The sequence below is a fragment of the Vibrio profundi genome (assembly GCF_043642225.1).
Classification (GTDB): Bacteria; Pseudomonadota; Gammaproteobacteria; order Enterobacterales; family Vibrionaceae; genus Vibrio; species Vibrio profundi_A.
Map to the genome: position 1 here is coordinate 42,526 of NZ_JBHZSF010000011.1, position 17,377 is coordinate 59,902.

At 41.6% G+C, this 17,377-nt stretch carries 15 protein-coding genes; 10 read left to right on the forward strand and 5 right to left on the reverse strand.

Annotated elements, in window-relative coordinates:
- Window positions 1–250 precede the first annotated feature (250 nt).
- From rlmKL to rmf, 5 genes are all read left to right on the forward strand, one after another.
- The gene (rlmKL, locus tag ACHUFI_RS15980) at window positions 251–2,371 is read left to right on the forward strand and encodes a bifunctional 23S rRNA (guanine(2069)-N(7))-methyltransferase RlmK/23S rRNA (guanine(2445)-N(2))-methyltransferase RlmL (RefSeq protein ID WP_394250878.1); all 2,121 of its coding nucleotides are present in this window, start codon (window positions 251–253) and stop codon (window positions 2,369–2,371) included.
- Window positions 2,372–2,396: 25 nt separating this feature from the next.
- Window positions 2,397–2,657, forward strand: coding sequence for a glutaredoxin family protein (locus ACHUFI_RS15985; protein WP_394250880.1), 261 nt, complete (start codon window positions 2,397–2,399; stop codon window positions 2,655–2,657).
- Window positions 2,635–4,551: an ABC transporter ATP-binding protein gene (locus tag ACHUFI_RS15990; protein WP_394250882.1), complete on the forward strand. Its 1,917-nt coding sequence runs from the start codon at window positions 2,635–2,637 to the stop codon at window positions 4,549–4,551. The genes ACHUFI_RS15985 and ACHUFI_RS15990 overlap by 23 nt, the downstream gene beginning before the upstream one ends.
- A gap of 6 nt (window positions 4,552–4,557) precedes the next feature.
- Window positions 4,558–6,300, forward strand: coding sequence for a DUF3466 family protein (locus ACHUFI_RS15995; RefSeq protein WP_394250884.1), 1,743 nt, complete (start codon window positions 4,558–4,560; stop codon window positions 6,298–6,300).
- Window positions 6,301–6,467: 167 nt separating this feature from the next.
- Window positions 6,468–6,641 (forward strand): ribosome modulation factor, encoded by a 174-nt coding sequence (rmf, locus tag ACHUFI_RS16000; RefSeq protein WP_394250886.1) that lies wholly within the window; start codon window positions 6,468–6,470, stop codon window positions 6,639–6,641.
- Between the two features lie 139 nt (window positions 6,642–6,780).
- Here rmf and fabA read toward each other — a convergent pair whose 3' ends face one another.
- Window positions 6,781–7,296 carry a bifunctional 3-hydroxydecanoyl-ACP dehydratase/trans-2-decenoyl-ACP isomerase gene (gene fabA / locus ACHUFI_RS16005; protein WP_137358237.1) on the reverse strand — a complete coding sequence of 172 codons (516 nt, stop codon included), beginning with the start codon at window positions 7,294–7,296 and terminating at the stop codon, window positions 6,781–6,783.
- Between the two features lie 70 nt (window positions 7,297–7,366).
- Window positions 7,367–9,013, reverse strand: a complete 1,647-nt coding sequence (locus tag ACHUFI_RS16010; RefSeq protein ID WP_394250888.1) for a S16 family serine protease — start codon at window positions 9,011–9,013, stop codon at window positions 7,367–7,369.
- Between the two features lie 181 nt (window positions 9,014–9,194).
- Between ACHUFI_RS16010 and matP the strand changes: the two genes are divergently transcribed.
- The 4 genes from matP to ACHUFI_RS16030 all read left to right on the forward strand — a co-directional run bounded on the left by matP (window position 9,195) and on the right by ACHUFI_RS16030 (window position 12,135).
- Window positions 9,195–9,644, forward strand: a complete 450-nt coding sequence (gene matP / locus ACHUFI_RS16015; protein WP_394250890.1) for a macrodomain Ter protein MatP — start codon at window positions 9,195–9,197, stop codon at window positions 9,642–9,644.
- An 8-nt stretch (window positions 9,645–9,652) separates the two neighbouring features.
- The gene (locus ACHUFI_RS16020) at window positions 9,653–9,961 is read left to right on the forward strand and encodes a DUF3634 family protein (protein WP_394250892.1); all 309 of its coding nucleotides are present in this window, start codon (window positions 9,653–9,655) and stop codon (window positions 9,959–9,961) included.
- Between the two features lie 562 nt (window positions 9,962–10,523).
- Window positions 10,524–11,744, forward strand: a complete 1,221-nt coding sequence (locus ACHUFI_RS16025; RefSeq protein WP_394250894.1) for a hypothetical protein — start codon at window positions 10,524–10,526, stop codon at window positions 11,742–11,744.
- 178 nt (window positions 11,745–11,922) lie between these two features.
- Window positions 11,923–12,135, forward strand: a complete 213-nt coding sequence (locus tag ACHUFI_RS16030; RefSeq protein WP_394250896.1) for a hypothetical protein — start codon at window positions 11,923–11,925, stop codon at window positions 12,133–12,135.
- A gap of 199 nt (window positions 12,136–12,334) precedes the next feature.
- Here ACHUFI_RS16030 and ACHUFI_RS16035 read toward each other — a convergent pair whose 3' ends face one another.
- The 3 genes from ACHUFI_RS16035 to ACHUFI_RS16045 form a co-directional block, all read right to left on the reverse strand.
- Window positions 12,335–14,059, reverse strand: a complete 1,725-nt coding sequence (locus tag ACHUFI_RS16035) for a response regulator (RefSeq protein ID WP_394250898.1) — start codon at window positions 14,057–14,059, stop codon at window positions 12,335–12,337.
- On the reverse strand, window positions 14,060–15,238 hold the full coding sequence (locus ACHUFI_RS16040) for an FIST signal transduction protein (protein WP_394250900.1): 1,179 nt from the start codon (window positions 15,236–15,238) through the stop codon (window positions 14,060–14,062). It lies immediately after the preceding gene.
- Between the two features lie 72 nt (window positions 15,239–15,310).
- The gene (locus ACHUFI_RS16045; protein WP_394250902.1) at window positions 15,311–15,691 is read right to left on the reverse strand and encodes a hypothetical protein; all 381 of its coding nucleotides are present in this window, start codon (window positions 15,689–15,691) and stop codon (window positions 15,311–15,313) included.
- Window positions 15,692–15,949: 258 nt separating this feature from the next.
- On the opposite strand from ACHUFI_RS16045, the gene ccoN reads away from it, so the two are divergent.
- Window positions 15,950–17,377 (forward strand): cytochrome-c oxidase, cbb3-type subunit I, encoded by a 1,428-nt coding sequence (gene ccoN / locus ACHUFI_RS16050; RefSeq protein WP_394250904.1) that lies wholly within the window; start codon window positions 15,950–15,952, stop codon window positions 17,375–17,377.

The window sequence follows — 17,377 nt, forward strand, 5'->3', positions numbered from 1 at the left end:
TCGTTAACTTTCAGCTGTAAATGTGACCTGGTATATACCAAAATTGATGTGAATATCTATTCACCTCACACTTGAGCAAGTACTCACCAACTCTCTGAGTGACTAAATATGGGGTTGAGTGAACATGCTTATTCGAACGGTTATTTGGTAAGCAATTACTTAGATTGACTAAGAAAAGACTGCTTTAGTGTGATGATATGGAAGGAAAGTCAGGTATAATCGAGTTCATTTTTATCAATACAAGAACACTATGAATCAATATCTAGCGGTTACCTCAAATGGCCTTGAGAATTTACTAGTTGAAGAACTAACCCAATTAGGGATTTCAAATGCGAAACCTGTTCAAGCAGGCGTTAAATTCAAAGCGACCAATGAGCAAATATATCGCTGTTGTTTGTGGAGTCGTCTAGCGTCTCGATTTGTTCGTGTTTTATCTGAATTCACCTGCCAAGATGATATGGATCTTTACCTTTCAACGATGGCGGTTAACTGGGTGAATCAGTTCCACAGTAGTAAGCGTTTTGTTGTCGACTTTAACGGTACTAACCGCGAAATCCGAAACAGCCAATACGGCGCGATGAAAGTGAAAGACGCTATCGTCGATTGCTTCGAAAAGAAGTCACTGCCTCGACCTTCGATTAGTAAAGAGAACCCAGATGTTCGTATCCACGTTCGTCTACACCGTGATAAAGCGATTCTTGGTGTGGATATGGTGGGTAGCGGTCTTCACCAACGTGGATACCGTCCAGAATCAGGCCGTGCACCATTGCGTGAAACATTGGCTGCAGCAATTCTTCTTCGTAGTGGTTGGGATGCAATGAAACCATTCTTAGACCCAATGTGTGGTTCAGGTACGCTTGTTATTGAAGCTGCGATGATGGCTGCGAACATGGCTCCGGGTGTTAAGCGTCAGAAATGGTGCTTTGAATCTCTAGAAGACTTCGAACCTGAGCTATGGGCTGAAATTAAGTCAGAAGCGAATGTTCAAGGTCGCCGTGGCGTGAAGAAAGTAGAGTGTAAGTTCTACGGTTATGACAATGACGAGCGAATGATCAAAACTGCTCGTGATAATGCGCGTCGTGCTGGCGTTGAAGATTTAATTCAATTTGAAGTAGGCGATGCTGCACTTGTTAAGCGTCCTGCTGAATTCGATAATGGCGTGGTTGTATCAAACCCACCTTATGGTGAGCGTCTAGGTACAGAGCCTGGCTTGATTGCACTTTACACCGCATTTGGCGCGCAGCTAAAAGCCGAGTTTGGTGGTTGCAACGCATCTATCTTCTCTAGCTCAGACGAGCTTCTAAGCTGCTTGCGTATGCGTGCAGATAAACAGTTCAAATTGAATAACGGTGCGTTACCGTGTCACCAAAAGAACTACTCAATTTCCGACCGTCCGATGTCAGAGCGTCCAACAGAACAAAAAGAGCAGATGATTGCTCCTGATTTCGCGAACCGTCTTAAAAAGAACATTGGCAAAATTGGCAAGTGGGCTAAGAAAGAGCAACTAGATTGTTACCGTATCTACGATGCTGACTTACCAGAATACAATGTAGCGATTGATGTATACCCAGGTCATCTGGTGATTCAAGAATACGCAGCACCTAAAGATGTACCGGAAGAGAAAGCAAAACGTCGCCTAACCGATATCATCCGTGCTTCTATTCAAGTGACCGGCGTTGAGGCCAATAACGTTGTGCTTAAAGTTCGTCAGAAGCAAAAAGGCCGCTCTCAATACCAGAAGCTTTCTCAAGATTCATCGAACCTAGAAGTAAATGAGTACGGCGTTAAGCTGATTGTTAACCTTCACGACTACCTAGATACAGGTTTATTCCTTGATCATAAGATCACTCGTCGTCGTATCGGTGAAATGGCGGCAGGCAAGGATTTCCTAAACCTGTTTGCTTATACAGGTAGTGCATCTGTACACGCTGCTGTGGGTGGAGCTCGTTCTACAACAACTGTTGATATGTCTAATACCTATCTAGAGTGGGCGAAAGAAAACATGGAGCTTAACGGCCGTGTTGGTCGTCAACATCAATTTGTTCAAGCTGACTGCTTACAATGGTTAGCTAAAGAACAGGGCTCGTATGATCTGATCTTCATTGATCCACCAACGTTCTCAAACTCGAAGCGTATGGATCAATCTTTTGATGTTCAACGTGATCATATTCAATTGATGGAGAACCTTAAGCGTCTGCTTCGTGAAGAAGGCACGATTGTTTTCTCTAACAATAAACGCCACTTCAAAATGGATTTAGAAGCATTAGAGGAACTGGGTCTTAAAGCTCAGAATATTTCCTCTAAGACTTTGCCTCTAGATTTCTCTCGTAATAAGCATATTCATAACTGCTGGTTGATTACACATAAGTAATCAAGAGATTGTATAAGGATATATAGTGCTGACTTTATACAGTACAGAAGGGTGCCATCTATGTGAGATGGCATTCCAACTCACGGAACAGTTAAACATTAGCCATCATGTCAATGTTGTTGACATTGCATTCGACGATGAGCTCTTTTCCCGTTACGGGGTCACTATTCCTGTGCTCAAATTTGAAAGCTCTGACGGTTCTCAAAGCTCAGAGCTTAACTGGCCATTTGGCTTGTTAGAACTTAATGATTGGTTAAAGAAGAATGGCATTACTTACAATTCATAATGGGCAATTGGCGTTTGGCGATCACCCGTTATTAGACCGAGCAGACTTCGCGCTGCAAGAAAACGAGCGTGTGTGTTTAGTTGGGCGCAATGGTGCGGGTAAGTCTACCTTGATGAAAATCCTATCTGGAAACATCATCATGGACGACGGCAAGATGCAGATCACGCAAGACGTGGTTGTGTCTCGTTTGGAACAGGATCCACCGCGTAATGAGCAAGGAACAGTTTATGACTACGTAGCTGGTGGCCTTGCGGAAATCGGCGAACAATTAAAGATCTATCATGATCTTTTGGATCTCATTACTAAGGATCCGAGTGAAAAGAATCTAAACCGTCTTACTCGTGTTCAAGAGCAATTGGATCATGCGAATGCTTGGCGCTTTGAGGACCGCGTAAGTAATGTTTTGGCGGCTCTGAAGCTAAGCGCAGAAACCAAACTGACAGATTTGTCGGGTGGTTGGCAACGTAAAGCAGCTCTTGCTCGTGCGCTTGTGTGTGACCCAGATGTTCTTCTACTAGATGAACCGACTAACCACCTAGATGTTGCGACCATTGAATGGTTAGAAGGGTTCCTTAAAGATTTCCGTGGCTCAATCATCTTTATCTCTCACGACCGTGCGTTTATCAAATCAATGGCAACACGTATTGTCGACCTTGACCGCGGTAAATTGAGTTCTTTCCCTGGTGATTACGAAAACTACTTGGTAGAGAAAGAAGAAGCACTTCGTGTTGAAGAAATGCAGAACGCGGAATTCGATAAAAAGCTCGCACAAGAAGAAGTGTGGATTCGTCAGGGCATCAAAGCGCGTCGAACTCGTAACGAAGGCCGTGTACGTGCGCTTAAGAAGCTACGCGAGGAGCGTTTGAATCGCCGAGAAGTGCTGGGCAAAGCGGTTATTCAAATCGATGATGCTCAGCGTTCAGGTAAGATTGTATTTGAAGCCGAGAACATTAACTTTGGCTTTGAAGGCAAAGAGATTGTTAAAGACTTCAGCTTCAATATCATGCGTGGTGACCGTATTGCGCTTATTGGGCCAAATGGCTGTGGTAAGAGTACGGTTCTTAAATTGTTATTGGACCAACTCAAACCTGACTCTGGTCGGCTACATTGCGGTACTAAGCTTGAAGTGGCTTATTTCGACCAATACCGTGAAATTCTTGACCCAGAGAAGTCGGTTATCGATAACCTAGCGGATGGTAAGCAAGAAGTCACGGTAGGCGGGCGAGAGCGTCATGCATTGAGCTACTTGCAAGATTTCTTATTTTCTCCAAAACGCGCCCGTACGCCGGTGAAAGCACTGTCTGGTGGTGAGAAAAACCGCTTATTGCTTGCTCGTATTTTCCTTAAATCAAACAATCTATTGATTCTCGATGAACCAACTAACGATTTAGATATCGAAACATTGGAACTTTTGGAAGATTTACTTGCCAACTATCAGGGTACGTTACTTCTAGTAAGTCACGATCGTCAGTTTGTAGATAATACCGTAATGACAAGTTGGATCTTTGAAGGTGACGGCGTAATCGAAGAGTTTGTTGGTGGCTATCATGATGCCCAGCAACAAAGAGCTCAGGTGTTACAGGCTCGACAGGTTGAAAAGCCGGCAAAGCCTGAAAAAGTAGTTGAGGAAACTCCCAAAACTGCACCAGCTAAAGTTAAGACGAAGAAATTATCCTATAAGCTACAACGAGAACTAGAAGCGCTCCCTATGCGTTTAGAAGAATTGGAAGCCGAAATTGAGTCACTACAGGAACAGGTGAATAGCCCTGAGTTTTTCAGTAAGCCTGTAGATGAGACCAAAGTGATATTAGATAAGCTGTCTGCTACTGAGCAGGAGCTTGAAGTTGCCTTTGAGCGATGGGAAGAGCTCGAAGCACTACAACAGGAAAGTTAATCGTTGATGAGTCGTACTAAATTTAAATTAACCACAGTTGCCGCTTTAGTATTAGCGGCAACTCAAGCCAATGCTGCGCTTTATACTGTGGTAGAAGTCGAAAGCCCTATAGATGCCAATGAGACTTATGGTGTTGCCATCCAGCCGTCAACTGGAAGTGCACTAGGCAACCTTGGATGTTTTGATGAGAATGCTACTAGCGCTGAATGTGACGGGTATAAGCTAGCGGGCGAAACTCGTAATTCTGTAGAAGCGGTTAGCTACCGTGAAGAAGTCCCTTTTGCGATGGATGCTGCGTTTCAATATATCCAAGAATTTAATGACTTTGAAAACTACTGTAATCGTGAATTGAGATATTCAACTTGTGAAAGTTGGGCTTTACAGCGTTGGAATACGTGGAAGCTAGAAATTAATGACTTGACACATGTCAATGCTCAAGCATTTGTTGAAGGTTCAACGTCTAGCGTTAGCCAATATAACTCAGTTATCAACGCGTTAGATACTACTGCTCAGCCCCTCGGCGTCGCTTCAGAAGGCGATTCTAATGGGGAAGATAGTGTACGAAACAACGCTATATCTACGGTAACGTTAACTTCTGACTCTGAATCAAGAGCTTGGGGCGCTTTAACTCTCTCGGAAGGCACTGAATTGAATTACGGTAGTATTTCCGAAGAAGGTGCAGGTACGAGCACGTCTAGTACCACTTTTAGCTCTAAAGCCTCTTTGTGGAATGCTACAGAAAATAACCAAATTGCTTGGAGTAACAATGACAGTTATCCATCGCGAACTGGTGACTACTTTGCTCAAGGCAGCATGCGTGGCTTGGTTGAAGTTGGCAATAAACTATACGGTGTGGGGTACAATACTGTCAGCGGAAGCGGTGATCTTCATGATCTAAACGCGAGTATCTTTGTTAGTAATGCTCTCGATTTTTCATCACCTATCGATCTTTCCTCTGTTACCTGGACAACGACATCTGTGTCTGGAGCTGAGGTGAAGTCAGGCTCATCGCGCGATGATGCTATATTTAGTAACTCGGTAGTGACCGATGTTAATAAAAACTTGTTAGCGGTAGGTTATGCAAAACGCAACGGGTATGTTCCTGAGAATGGCTCAGTAGCGAACAAGGCTTTCATCGTTGAGAGTATTGAAGTCGGTTCTCCGTCTGCGAACTTTAATTTGCAAAGTTCAATATTTTTCTCTGGTGCAGGCTCAGAAGCCAAGGCTGTTAATAACTTCAATGAGTTTGTAGGTCAGGTTGATGCAGACACAAACCGTGAAGTCGATGGTAGTGAACGTCGTCATCGTGGTTTCATTTATCCACATCAAGCAGATGGCACTGATGCTTCAAGAATAGCATTGTTTGATAGCAAGGCTTGGTGGTTAGACGACCTTACCAATGGTGTTAATTCTGATGGGCAAGATTTCTCAGACCAGAATAACTTTTTCCGTATTATCGATGCATCAGATATAAACGATGCTGGTGTAATTTCTGCTACAGCCATCAAATGTACAGTTAATGGCATACCACAGCAGTACGACACTACGTCACACAACTCTTATTGTGGAAACGCGTCATCATCGGCTGTAGAAGAGATTGTAGCGGTTAAGTTGGTTCCTATCGCTGGTGCGACGGCTGCTGACATTCAAACTCGAGGTACAGATTTTCAAAACGTCGAGCGACAAGGAGCTGGCGTAGGGATCTTCGTATTGACTGTTCTTGGTTTCTTGGGGTTCCGTAGAAAATAGTTAATTTTTGTAAACTAGAGCACAGGTTCACATTTTTGAATCTGTGCTTTTTTTTGTCTTGAGAAAAACCCAAATGTGGTCGATTCTTAATTGTGGAGTAACAAATCCTCCATAGAAGTTTAATAGTTGTACGTTAGTAAATTTAACACCCGTATGAGGACTGAACTATGAAGAGACAAAAGCGTGATCGCTTAGAACGAGCACAATCCCAAGGTTATAAGGCTGGCCTAAATGGCCGCTCACAGGAAGCATGCCCTTATAATCAAATGGATTCGCGGTCTTATTGGCTGGGCGGTTGGCGTGATGCCAGAGATGATAAACAAGCTGGTCTCTACAAATAATCCCACATACTATGATAAGGAATTCGAAAAAGGCTCATGTTGATGAGCCTTTTTTATGAGTCTTGCATCTAAAGCACTATAACTAAATATTTTGGAGTAAAATAAAGCAGCCCGAAAGCTGCTAAATTAGATTTATTTACTAGAAAGAAGAAGTATCTTGGAAAAGGCCAACTTTTAAGTCTTTTGCGACGTAGATTTCTTTGCCATCTACCAAAACACGACCATCAGCTAAGCCCATAACTAAACGACGGTTCACAACACGTTTCATGTGAATTTCGTAAGTCACTTTTTTTGCTGTCGGAAGAATCTGGCCAGTAAATTTCACTTCACCAACACCTAGAGCACGACCTTTACCTTCGCCACCAACCCAACCAAGGTAGAAGCCAACAAGTTGCCACATAGCATCTAGACCTAGACAACCAGGCATTACAGGGTCACCTGGAAAGTGGCAATCGAAGAACCATAGGTCAGGAGTAATATCTAGCTCAGCAAGAATCAAACCTTTACCGAAATCACCTTCGGTTTCAGACATTTTAGTGATGCGATCCATCATCAGCATGTTTGGTGCTGGTAGTTGAGGGCCTTGTGGCCATAATTCGCCTTGGCTTGATGCTAGAAGTTCTTCACGAGTGTAAGAATCACGTTTGTTTTGCATTATCAATTACTCCAATTTTTGATAGGTGCATCTTAGTGAACAGGTGTACGCTAAACAAGTCCGATCAGTACTAGACAAACCAGTTTTTGATGCGCTCCACAAATCCAGGGGGATGTTCATGTCTTTCAAAGTTTTCAATACGTTCCGCAATTTTATTGAGAACGCTTTCTTCATTTTCATCTCTAAATGGCTTGTTCATAATTAGTGGTATTGCCTCATCAACTGTAGAGACTGACCAAATATGAAACTGACCGTTTTTAATGCTTTCTACGACTTCTTGCTTTAACGCGAGATGCTTTAAGTTTGTTTTAGGCAGGATAACGCCTTGAGAACCGGTAAGCCCTTGATGAGCACACACCTCATAGAAGCCTTCAATCTTCTCGTTAAGGCCGCCTACAGCTTGAACTCGTCCAAATTGGTCGACAGCTCCGGTTACCGCGATTTGTTGATCGATAGGGTATTCAGATAGGGCACTCACAAGAGAACATAGCTCCGCCAGTGAAGCGCTATCACCATCGACTTCGCAGTAGGATTGCTCAAATACAATAGAAGCAGAGTAAGGCAGAGGCTCATCAAGGTTGAGTGAGCTTCCCAAAAATGCTTGCATGATCATCATGCCTTTAGCGTGTAGGTTACCGCCTAATTCTGCTTTGCGTTCTACGTCAGAGATGTCACCGTCACCGAAATGAATCACGCATGAAATTCTAGCGGGTTCACCATAAGATACAGGGTGACCAGGCACATCGATGACGGTTAAGCCATTCACTTGGCCAACTTGTTCACCATCGGTTTCAATTATCACTTGGCCATCAAGGATATCTTCAAGCGCTCTTTCCGGTAAATATGCTTCTCGATTAGATTTATGAACAAGTGCTGAGAGTATGTGACTTTCTTCGATTAAGCCCGATTCTGCTTCTAATTTTGCTTCTGACAGTAAGGCATTGTGCCAAACTAAACATAGCGGAACGTAATGTTGGTCTTCAGTCTCTCTAGCACCAGCGATTAGGATTGGTTTCAGTGCACTAGATGAAATTTCGGGTAAGTTGAACCTTTGACCTAGCCACTTTAAATAGCCGAGATAATTCGTAATAGAGGCTTCAGATAGTTTGAGAGCCATTTCTAATTCGCTAAACAAGCAAAAGCCACTTTGAATATCTGAATCTAGGTAGTCGAGGTCGGCTAACTGATTTCTGTCTCCAACTATTACAAGCTTGGCGTCATACGTAGAAAAAGAACTGTTAGAAGAAATTCGTTTAGAGTTGACGTTCAGGTCTTCGATGGGTTCACCAAGCAAAGCAGACTTTAGTAATAACCAACAACCAGGGTTAGCCAATATCAAGTTTGCCGATACAATTAAGTAACCATTTTTGACCTGGGTGAGTAGACCTGGTTTCTTAACAGTTTGATTGTCGTTAACTTCAATTTGATCAAACAAGGTTTCAGCACGTAAAGACTCAGTCTTTAACACCGGGACATTTTCACTAGTTACGCTAGAGCGTAAGCTTTCGACAAGTAGCTGGCGATAGACCGCGTTATCCGGCGCATTTACTATTAGCACTTTTGACAAGCTATCCAGTTCATGGAAGCGTTGAATTGCTGACCTTGCGCGAGGCTGTAAATCTAAAAAGGATTGTAATTCTATTTGATCGTAATGAGCTAGCTGAGTGCTAAATTGATCATATTGCGGTGTGACAAAGCGCCAATCTACTTGAGTCATCGAGAAATCTGTATATAGGATCGAGCAGAAGAGTATATAGAAAAATTGAATTATCGAATAGAATAATCTTACTTGCATAAGGGAATAAATATTGATCTAAGTCGCTTTGTCGATTGGATTTATTGTCAATTGAATGGTCTTGGGTTACGCTGTCACCAAGGTGTGTTTTTGGGGTGGAAAAATGAAATATCAGCAGCTAGAAAATTTGGAATGTGGTTGGAAGTGGCAGTACTTAATCAAAAAATGGAAAGATGGTGAGGCTATAACACGACATATCGATACTAGTGAAGCTGACGTTGCCATTTCTGAACTTAGGAAGATTGAACATGAGCCAACACTCGTTCTCAAGTGGATTGAAGATCATATGTCTCTTGAGCTGGAGAATAAGCTTAAGCAAGCCATTCGAGCTAAGCGAAAGCGTCACTTTAATGCAGAGCAGGTTCACACCAAGAAAAAATCGATCGATTTGGACTACCGTGTTTGGGAGAAACTTTCTCAAAGAGCTAGCGAGTTAGGTTGCACGTTGTCAGACGCGATCGAGTACTTGGTTAGTGAGGCATCCAGGAGCGAAAAGGCCAGTAAAACGGTTACAAGCCTGAAAGAAGATTTGAGTAAACTGTTGTCAGATTAGGAGAGCCTATGCTTTATGTCGTTATTATTGCCGTAATATTGATTTTTTGGTTGGTCGGCGTAGACAGACCGATCCTAAAAGTTGAGTTTCAGTCTGGCGAAATCAAATCATTTAAAGGTCATTTACCTCCATCATTTAAACACAATTTAATCGAAATTGGAGATAAGCAATCTTTTGATGGTGTGATGAAGGTATACAGCAAACGTTCGGGTTATAAGCTTAACTTTTCCAAGGGCATCCCTAAGAAAATCCAACAAAGAATACGAAATGTCTTCCCTCACCAAGGGTTGAAATCCAAAGGAACGAAGAAAGCATAAATCATTTTGATTCAACATATTCATTACAAAAAAACGCTTCATTGGAAGCGTTTTTTTACTTTTTGCATTGGAAGAATTTGATTTGTATTCAACATGAACGAACCAATTTCTTAGAGGGTATTGTATGAAGTATATGTTGATGCTTGTTATGGGGTTTTCGATGACCAATTGTTGGGCGGATGATGCTGAAACTAATATGGTCGCGAAGCAAATCAAAAATAAAGTAACTAAATCGATTAAGAGGTTAAATGGTGACGTATATGAAGGTTACTGCGACCTAATGATTGAAATGCGGCATAAAGGTAGGGTTGCGATTATTCATCGCGTTTCCTCATCAGGAGACTACAAATTATGTAAAGCCAGTAAACGTTCACTGAGGAAGGGGCTTAGATTCAAGTATGAATATAAAGAAAAGTTTATACGCATTCACATTACTAACATATAGTGCACTATAACTAATTTGTTTTAAGTTAAATTCATATATCTAAGTGAAATAATTGACCTTTTCAATTAAAATTCTGAATAAGCCTCACATATAAAAAAGATACAGCAGGTAAGCAGGTTGTTGCTAACAAATAAACACTACACAGATGAAGCCATTAAGATAGCTAACAAAATTTCGCATAACGTGGAAGAGCGTCATGCAAAGTGGCTAGCGGCTAAAAAATTTGTCGTAGACCAGAGTCAAGTTGATACACTTTTGAGCCTAGAAGGACGCTACTGCGAAGACGTCATCTTTAATGAAGAAGATAGAATTACAAGAAACCAAAGAATACTGCTCAACTGCGAACAGGAAAAAGTAAAAGCTAAACAGCAGAAATTGGCTGATAAGCAGAAAACCCTGAAAAACGTCATTGATTCTGTCGCTTCAGTTGCAGAAAAAATGATGTGCCAGAAGCTACAAGATACTGATATAGAATATCTATTTAGTGGCTTGCCTGATTTTGCTCACTTTGCATCTATTGCGTATTCGCCATCACTAAGCTTTCCAAAGCTAAACGATATGACGGTTATGAGCCATCAATTGGGCTCAAGTATTATTGATTTTGTGTCTGAACCTAAATTCAGCGAACGATTCGGCAAGTCTAATAAAGTAGTGTCTGATCCTAAGATCGCTATTGGCCAGATTGGAATTGAAAATTGTCGGTTACTGTTCCCAATTTTGATGGCAAGACAGACATTAAAATGGTCAGACGAAAACACGAAGCTTATCGCTCCTAAAATGTGGCAGCATCTTATCGTTACATCTAATGTCACTAGAATGCGCTTGCAAGATACCGAGGTTAAAGACCCCGACGTGGGGATACTTCTAGGTACTTTAAGAGTTTTGCCTACATTTTTAATTTGTAATCATTTCACACAAGTTTTTGAAGATTCACTCGTCTATACAATGACAAAATTTAGAGAAGCGGATAAAAAAGAAGAATACTATGCATGTTCTGAAATTGCCCCAAACCTTGCGTTTATACCCAATGTCATTGAGAAAATGGAAAAAGCATTAGTTAGAAAGCTCGTGGATCATTTGGAGTGGGATCAGTCTACAAACTACATTAAGCAAGCTCTTTACGAAGATATTGAAGATTCTCCAGTTGAACATCGTAGTGTCTATGGTGCTGCATTAGGTCAGGCTAGGGCGTATTCAATATATGATGGCCTTATGCGAAGTAACGCTTTTTCTGATAAACATAAACCTTATTGGTTTGCGAAAGTTCAAATGTCTGGCTCAGTATTGCGTGAAACTCAATTTAAGTCTCCAGGGAAGCTGACTCGATCTATGTTGTAACCAAATGCCATCACAATTAGGTTCGTGACGGTGTGACTTTTTGTGTGTAATTAGATAGTCTAGAAGTCTGAGCAGCTTACTAGAATAACCTTCATCGTTGTGATGGTAACTGTGCCGTCTAACCAGCTACGAATTGATAATACTCAGCTTTCGAGATGAAGCCACCCGAGTGCAATGCATGGTGTCGAATGTAGTCGGCTTAAACTTCCAAGAAGTGAATGAACTTGCTGACGAGATATTCTTGGTTGGTGACTGGGTCATGTCGGTTGCAGATGTTGGAGAAGATGAAAACCACAACGTAAAAATCCATGGGCCATATGAGACAGGCCAACAAGCAATGGAGCATGCACGTAAAAGTCTTGGCGTAACGACGTTTAGAACCGTTGAATGAAGCTAAGAACCCACCAAATAAGCCCTAGCTCAGTGCGTATTATGTATATTATGTTAAATTGAGTGTTGCGGTGGTGGTTTGATATGCGTAAAAGCCCCTAACTTGAATATCAGCCTGACATTATTGAACATAAATCTATTTACCATAAAATACCTAATAATCACTATCCTAATCTTCGATTAAGCTTAAGATTATTAGGTTAACTCAACCCAACAAACTTGATGGCTCTTTCAATTTCAGCTGTTCTTACTGGTTTGCCAACAAATGCATTCATTCCAGCTTCTAAACACTCTTCTTGATCACCTGTAGATGTATGTGCAGTTAAAGCGATTATTGGTGTCTCTATACTATCTCTTCTGATGTAACGCGTTGTCGTTAAACCATCCATCACCGGCATCGATACATCCATGAATACTAAATCTATATATTGGTGGTTCTCTTTCATAAACATTACGGCCTCTGAACCGTTACTCACGATTTCAACGTTATGACCCATACGAGTTAGAATCAGTCGTATCACCATCTGATTTGTTGGATTATCTTCTACAACAAGTATTGAAAGAGTTTTATGCGTCTTTATCGGTTGTAAGCTTTCCTTCTGACTTAGCTTTGGTTTATCTAAAAAGTTCGTTAATACTGGAATCGAGATAAAAAACTCTGTACCAACATTTGGTTCACTACTAACAGAAATGGCTCCATTCATTAATTGAACTAAGTGCTTTGTAATAGTTAAACCTAGGCCAGTGCCACCAAAACGTCTTGTTATTGAACTATCAGCCTGCTTAAACGGTTTAAATAACAGTGATAGTTTTTCTGCACTAATTCCAATACCTGAATCTGACACCTTTAAACGCAATTCTTTCGAACAAGCATTTATCTCTACGGTAATTCCACCAACCTGAGTGAACTTAATTGCATTACCAATCAAATTGAAAAGTATTTGTGCCACCCTAGTTTGATCTAGGTAGTAGCTTAGTTCAGGGTCAATTTCGTTTACAATATTGAGAAACAACCCTTTATCTTTAGCGAGTCGCTGCTGCTCCTCGATTACAAATGTTACAGTGTCATTTAAATCAATCCATTGTAAATCAAGGGAAAATTTTCCGGATTCAATCTTGGACAAATCTAAGATGTCACTGATGATGGTAGAAAGAAGCTCAGACGAAAATTCCATCTTAGAAATAATGTCTAGTTGCTCCTCAGATAACCGAGTTCGTTGTAGTACATCGAATAAGCCGATAACAGAGTTGAGTGGCGTTCTTATTTCGTGGCTCATCATTGCAAGAAATTCCGATTTCGCTCGGTTTGCTTTCTCTGCTTCTAGTTGTGCCTGAAACAACTCCTCAGTTCGCAAACGAACTGTTTGTTCAAGACTCTCTTTACTTTCAATGTCTATTACTGCCCTTTCAATCAAAGGACGAAATCGTTTGAGAGTGTGCTTTGTATTTACGCTAAAGTTTTTTGCGTGTGAACCAATCAAAATAATGACGGAATGAGTAAGCTCAGTCTCAATTCCGGTAAGCAATACTGTGCCGATTTGATCTAACACTACTGAGTTGAGTTCACTAAACTCTTTCAGTTTATATGGCTCAAATAATATTGTGCACTCACCGTTAATTGATCGAGCGAATTTGCTGTCATGTGGCCAGTCTAGGTCGCTAAATATACGGTTGGTCGATAGCAACGTCTTAAATGTCTTTTGGTTGGACTTCTTCGCAATCACGATAAAGTCATCAAACTCGATATATTTGTTAAGAACACTATTCAAGCTTTCGAATATTTCATGCCGATTGGTCGCTCGACTGATTGCAGAAATGGCAGCCAATATCGCTCGGTTTTCTTCCGATAGCCTAGCTTCCCTAGCCTTCATTCTTTGCAGCTCGATCAGAGTCTCGTTCAACTTTTCGGTTTCTTGAGTATCCATTTACACTTTTAACCTATAAAACGTTGCTGATGATACCATCAGGTTCCCGTGTGCACTTTCGCCCCCACACAATCGGCCCTGTTCGCCGAACGTAAATGGGCAAATAAATGGCTGACCGTCTAAGGCTTGATTGATTCTGTCACATACTTGCTGCATATCTTGTTTTAAGTAAATCATTGGACCTGCGCAGAATATATTAATACCACCAAGCTTTTCTTCTAACTCTACACCTTCATAATATGAGGCACGAATGATGTCAGCGGCTCTACTAACTAATTGCTCTTTACAGCCAGACATCAAATAGACTTTGTCGCCTTCTTTTATATCTGTAAAAACCTCGATGCCGTGCTCAGCTGTCTCTCGGATTGGGTGTGATAACTTGAAGTAAGGTCTCGTTAGATCGGAGCCTACATACCTACCTAATGGATAGATTGTGGCACGTTCAAATAGGTAATTGTCTTCTTCCTTTACGTGCTCTTGGGTCCAGTTGTGGTAAACCTTAGTCGCAGGTTGCCCATCTATTTCTAATAAAACTCGACCATTGACTTTAGTTGCTATGCCTGAGTGCGCAGTTGGGGCATGCCCAGCACTAAGAGAGGTGTAAATAGATTGAGAGGCAAAGAAGACAGTCAGTGAAACTGCGTTGGTAGAATATGCTTGTTCGGTGAAGACGCTCCACTGTTTAGCAACTTTATTATCCGCCGCGCTTCCGCCAATGATAGGAACCAAGGTGCCAAATTTTTGATCAATTGCGCCTAAAACTGCTTCTTCATGCCCTGGCGTTGAGTGAAGTAAAATAAGCTCAGGAACTTCTCCACATCGGTCTGCTTTATCTAAAGCGATATCAATTGCCTTGGTTACACTGTCACTGATGTTGCCAGAGAATTCACATAGTCCCGTTCCATATGCGTTAATACCGCTGTCATATACCGCTAACATTCCAACAACTGGCCCTTCTTCGAAGCCTTTTTCTGTCATTACACCTTTGCAGGTTGAACAGCCATGGATGGGCAAGGAAGGAAAACGAAGAATCAAGAATTCACGGAGCCTAGAAGCATCATATTCTTCCGTGCAGTAGCATACCAGACAAGCCAAATTGTCAGTGGCTATCTTCAGTGAGAGATCATTAACTACATCCCACTCATCCGCTGCTCTAGAAGTTAAAGATATAAATTTCATTGGTTCGTGACAGTATTAAGAGGTGTGATAACTTATAACAGTTAATGCATGCTTCAGTATTGATTTGGTACATTAGTCGGTCTTATAGCCAGGAATTGTGACCAATATAGTAAATGGCTTTTGTTGTTGCGAATCTGTAACAGTTATTACTGGATCAACTTCATTTGTTTTAACTAACCACGACTTTTCATTTAATGATGAAACACTGGAGACATTCTCTACTGAGATATCAAAAGTCGCGCTTTCAGATGTTTCAATCAAAAAGCCGCCTTTATGCTTTGAAAGAAGAATATTGTGTGAATCTATTTTAATTTCACAACTATCAATTAGCTTGCAGCTAGCAGAATAACCCTCTTCGTATATCACTGTTCTCCAAGTGAATGCTGCTATTAAAACAACCATCATGAGCACAATTTGAACAAGCCTGCCCTTTGTTAACTTCTGTGCAGCCATTTTATGCCTTACTCCTTGTAACAAACTTCAAAGTTTTTAAATAAATTTTCAAATCCCGACCAAGCGTAAGGTTACTACTCTGTCATTGATTTGTTAATTCAAGTATAGTGTCGCGTTGAAAATGCCACTTTTTTTCAAAATCAGCAAGTAGAAATAAAGTTATGAATAAACTCACTTTCTTTTGCAGATTTGGGTGGCATTACGACGTTTGTCGTGTTGGAAGTAAAGTGTAGTTAATTAGAAATTGGAAGCATGCAAATGAGCCAAGAAAAGCAGCTTGAACAAAACTACAACTATACAGTCGTTCGCCAGTTTACCTTAGTGACTATTCTCTGGGGTATTGTTGGCATGGCTGTTGGTGTTTTGATTGCCGCTCAATTAGTTTGGCCACAGCTAAACTTTGATACGCCGTGGTTGACGTACAGTCGTTTACGTCCCCTGCATACTAATGCGGTTATTTTTGCGTTCGGTACGAGTGCCCTGTTTGCAACATCATATTATGTTGTGCAGAGAACTTGTCAGACGCGTTTATTTGGTGGCCCTCTTGTCGCCTTCACCTTTTGGGGTTGGCAAGCGATTATTCTTTCCGCTGCAATCACTCTTCCTCTGGGGATTACCTCAGGTAAAGAGTACGCAGAATTAGAATGGCCAATCGATATTGCTATTACATTAGTGTGGGTAGCTTATGCCGTCGTGTTCTTCGGAACAATGATTAAGCGTAAGACCTCACATATATATGTAGCAAACTGGTTCTTCGGAGCCTTCATCATCACTGTTGCGGTGTTACACATTGTAAACAGCCTTGCGATCCCAGTATCTCTGACTAAGTCGTATTCGATTTACTCAGGTGCTGTAGATGCAATGGTTCAATGGTGGTATGGCCATAATGCGGTAGGTTTCCTATTAACAGCTGGTTTCCTTGGTATGATGTACTACTTCGTGCCTAAGCAAGCAGAGCGTCCAGTTTACTCTTACCGTCTATCTATTGTTCACTTCTGGGCATTAGTGTCACTGTACATTTGGGCTGGTCCTCACCACCTACACTACACTGCACTTCCAGACTGGACTCAGTCACTAGGTATGGTGATGTCTTTAGTTCTGTTCGCTCCTTCTTGGGGTGGCATGATTAACGGTATCATGACGCTATCTGGTGCATGGCACAAACTTCGCTATGACCCTATCCTACGTTTCCTAATCGTTTCTCTATCATTCTACGGCATGTCGACATTCGAAGGCCCAATGATGGCAATCAAAACGGTTAATGCACTATCTCACTACACGGACTGGACTATCGGTCACGTTCACTCTGGTGCGTTAGGTTGGGTAGCAATGGTTTCAATCGGTTCTGTATACCACCTAGTTCCTCGTCTATTTGGCCAAGAACGTATGTACTCTGTATCTTTGATCAATGTTCACTTCTGGTTAGCAACGATCGGTACGGTTTTCTACATTGTAGCAATGTGGATTTCAGGTGTAATGCAAGGCCTAATGTGGCGCGCAGTTAACTCTGACGGCACATTGACTTACAGCTTCGTAGAGTCTGTACAAGCGTCTTACCCGTTCTATTTTGTTCGTTTCTTAGGTGGTTTCATCTTCCTAACAGGTATGTTCTTAATGGCATACAACACGTACAAAACAGTTACTGCATCTAAAGGTAGCCTAAAAGCTATCCAACAGCCGGCATAA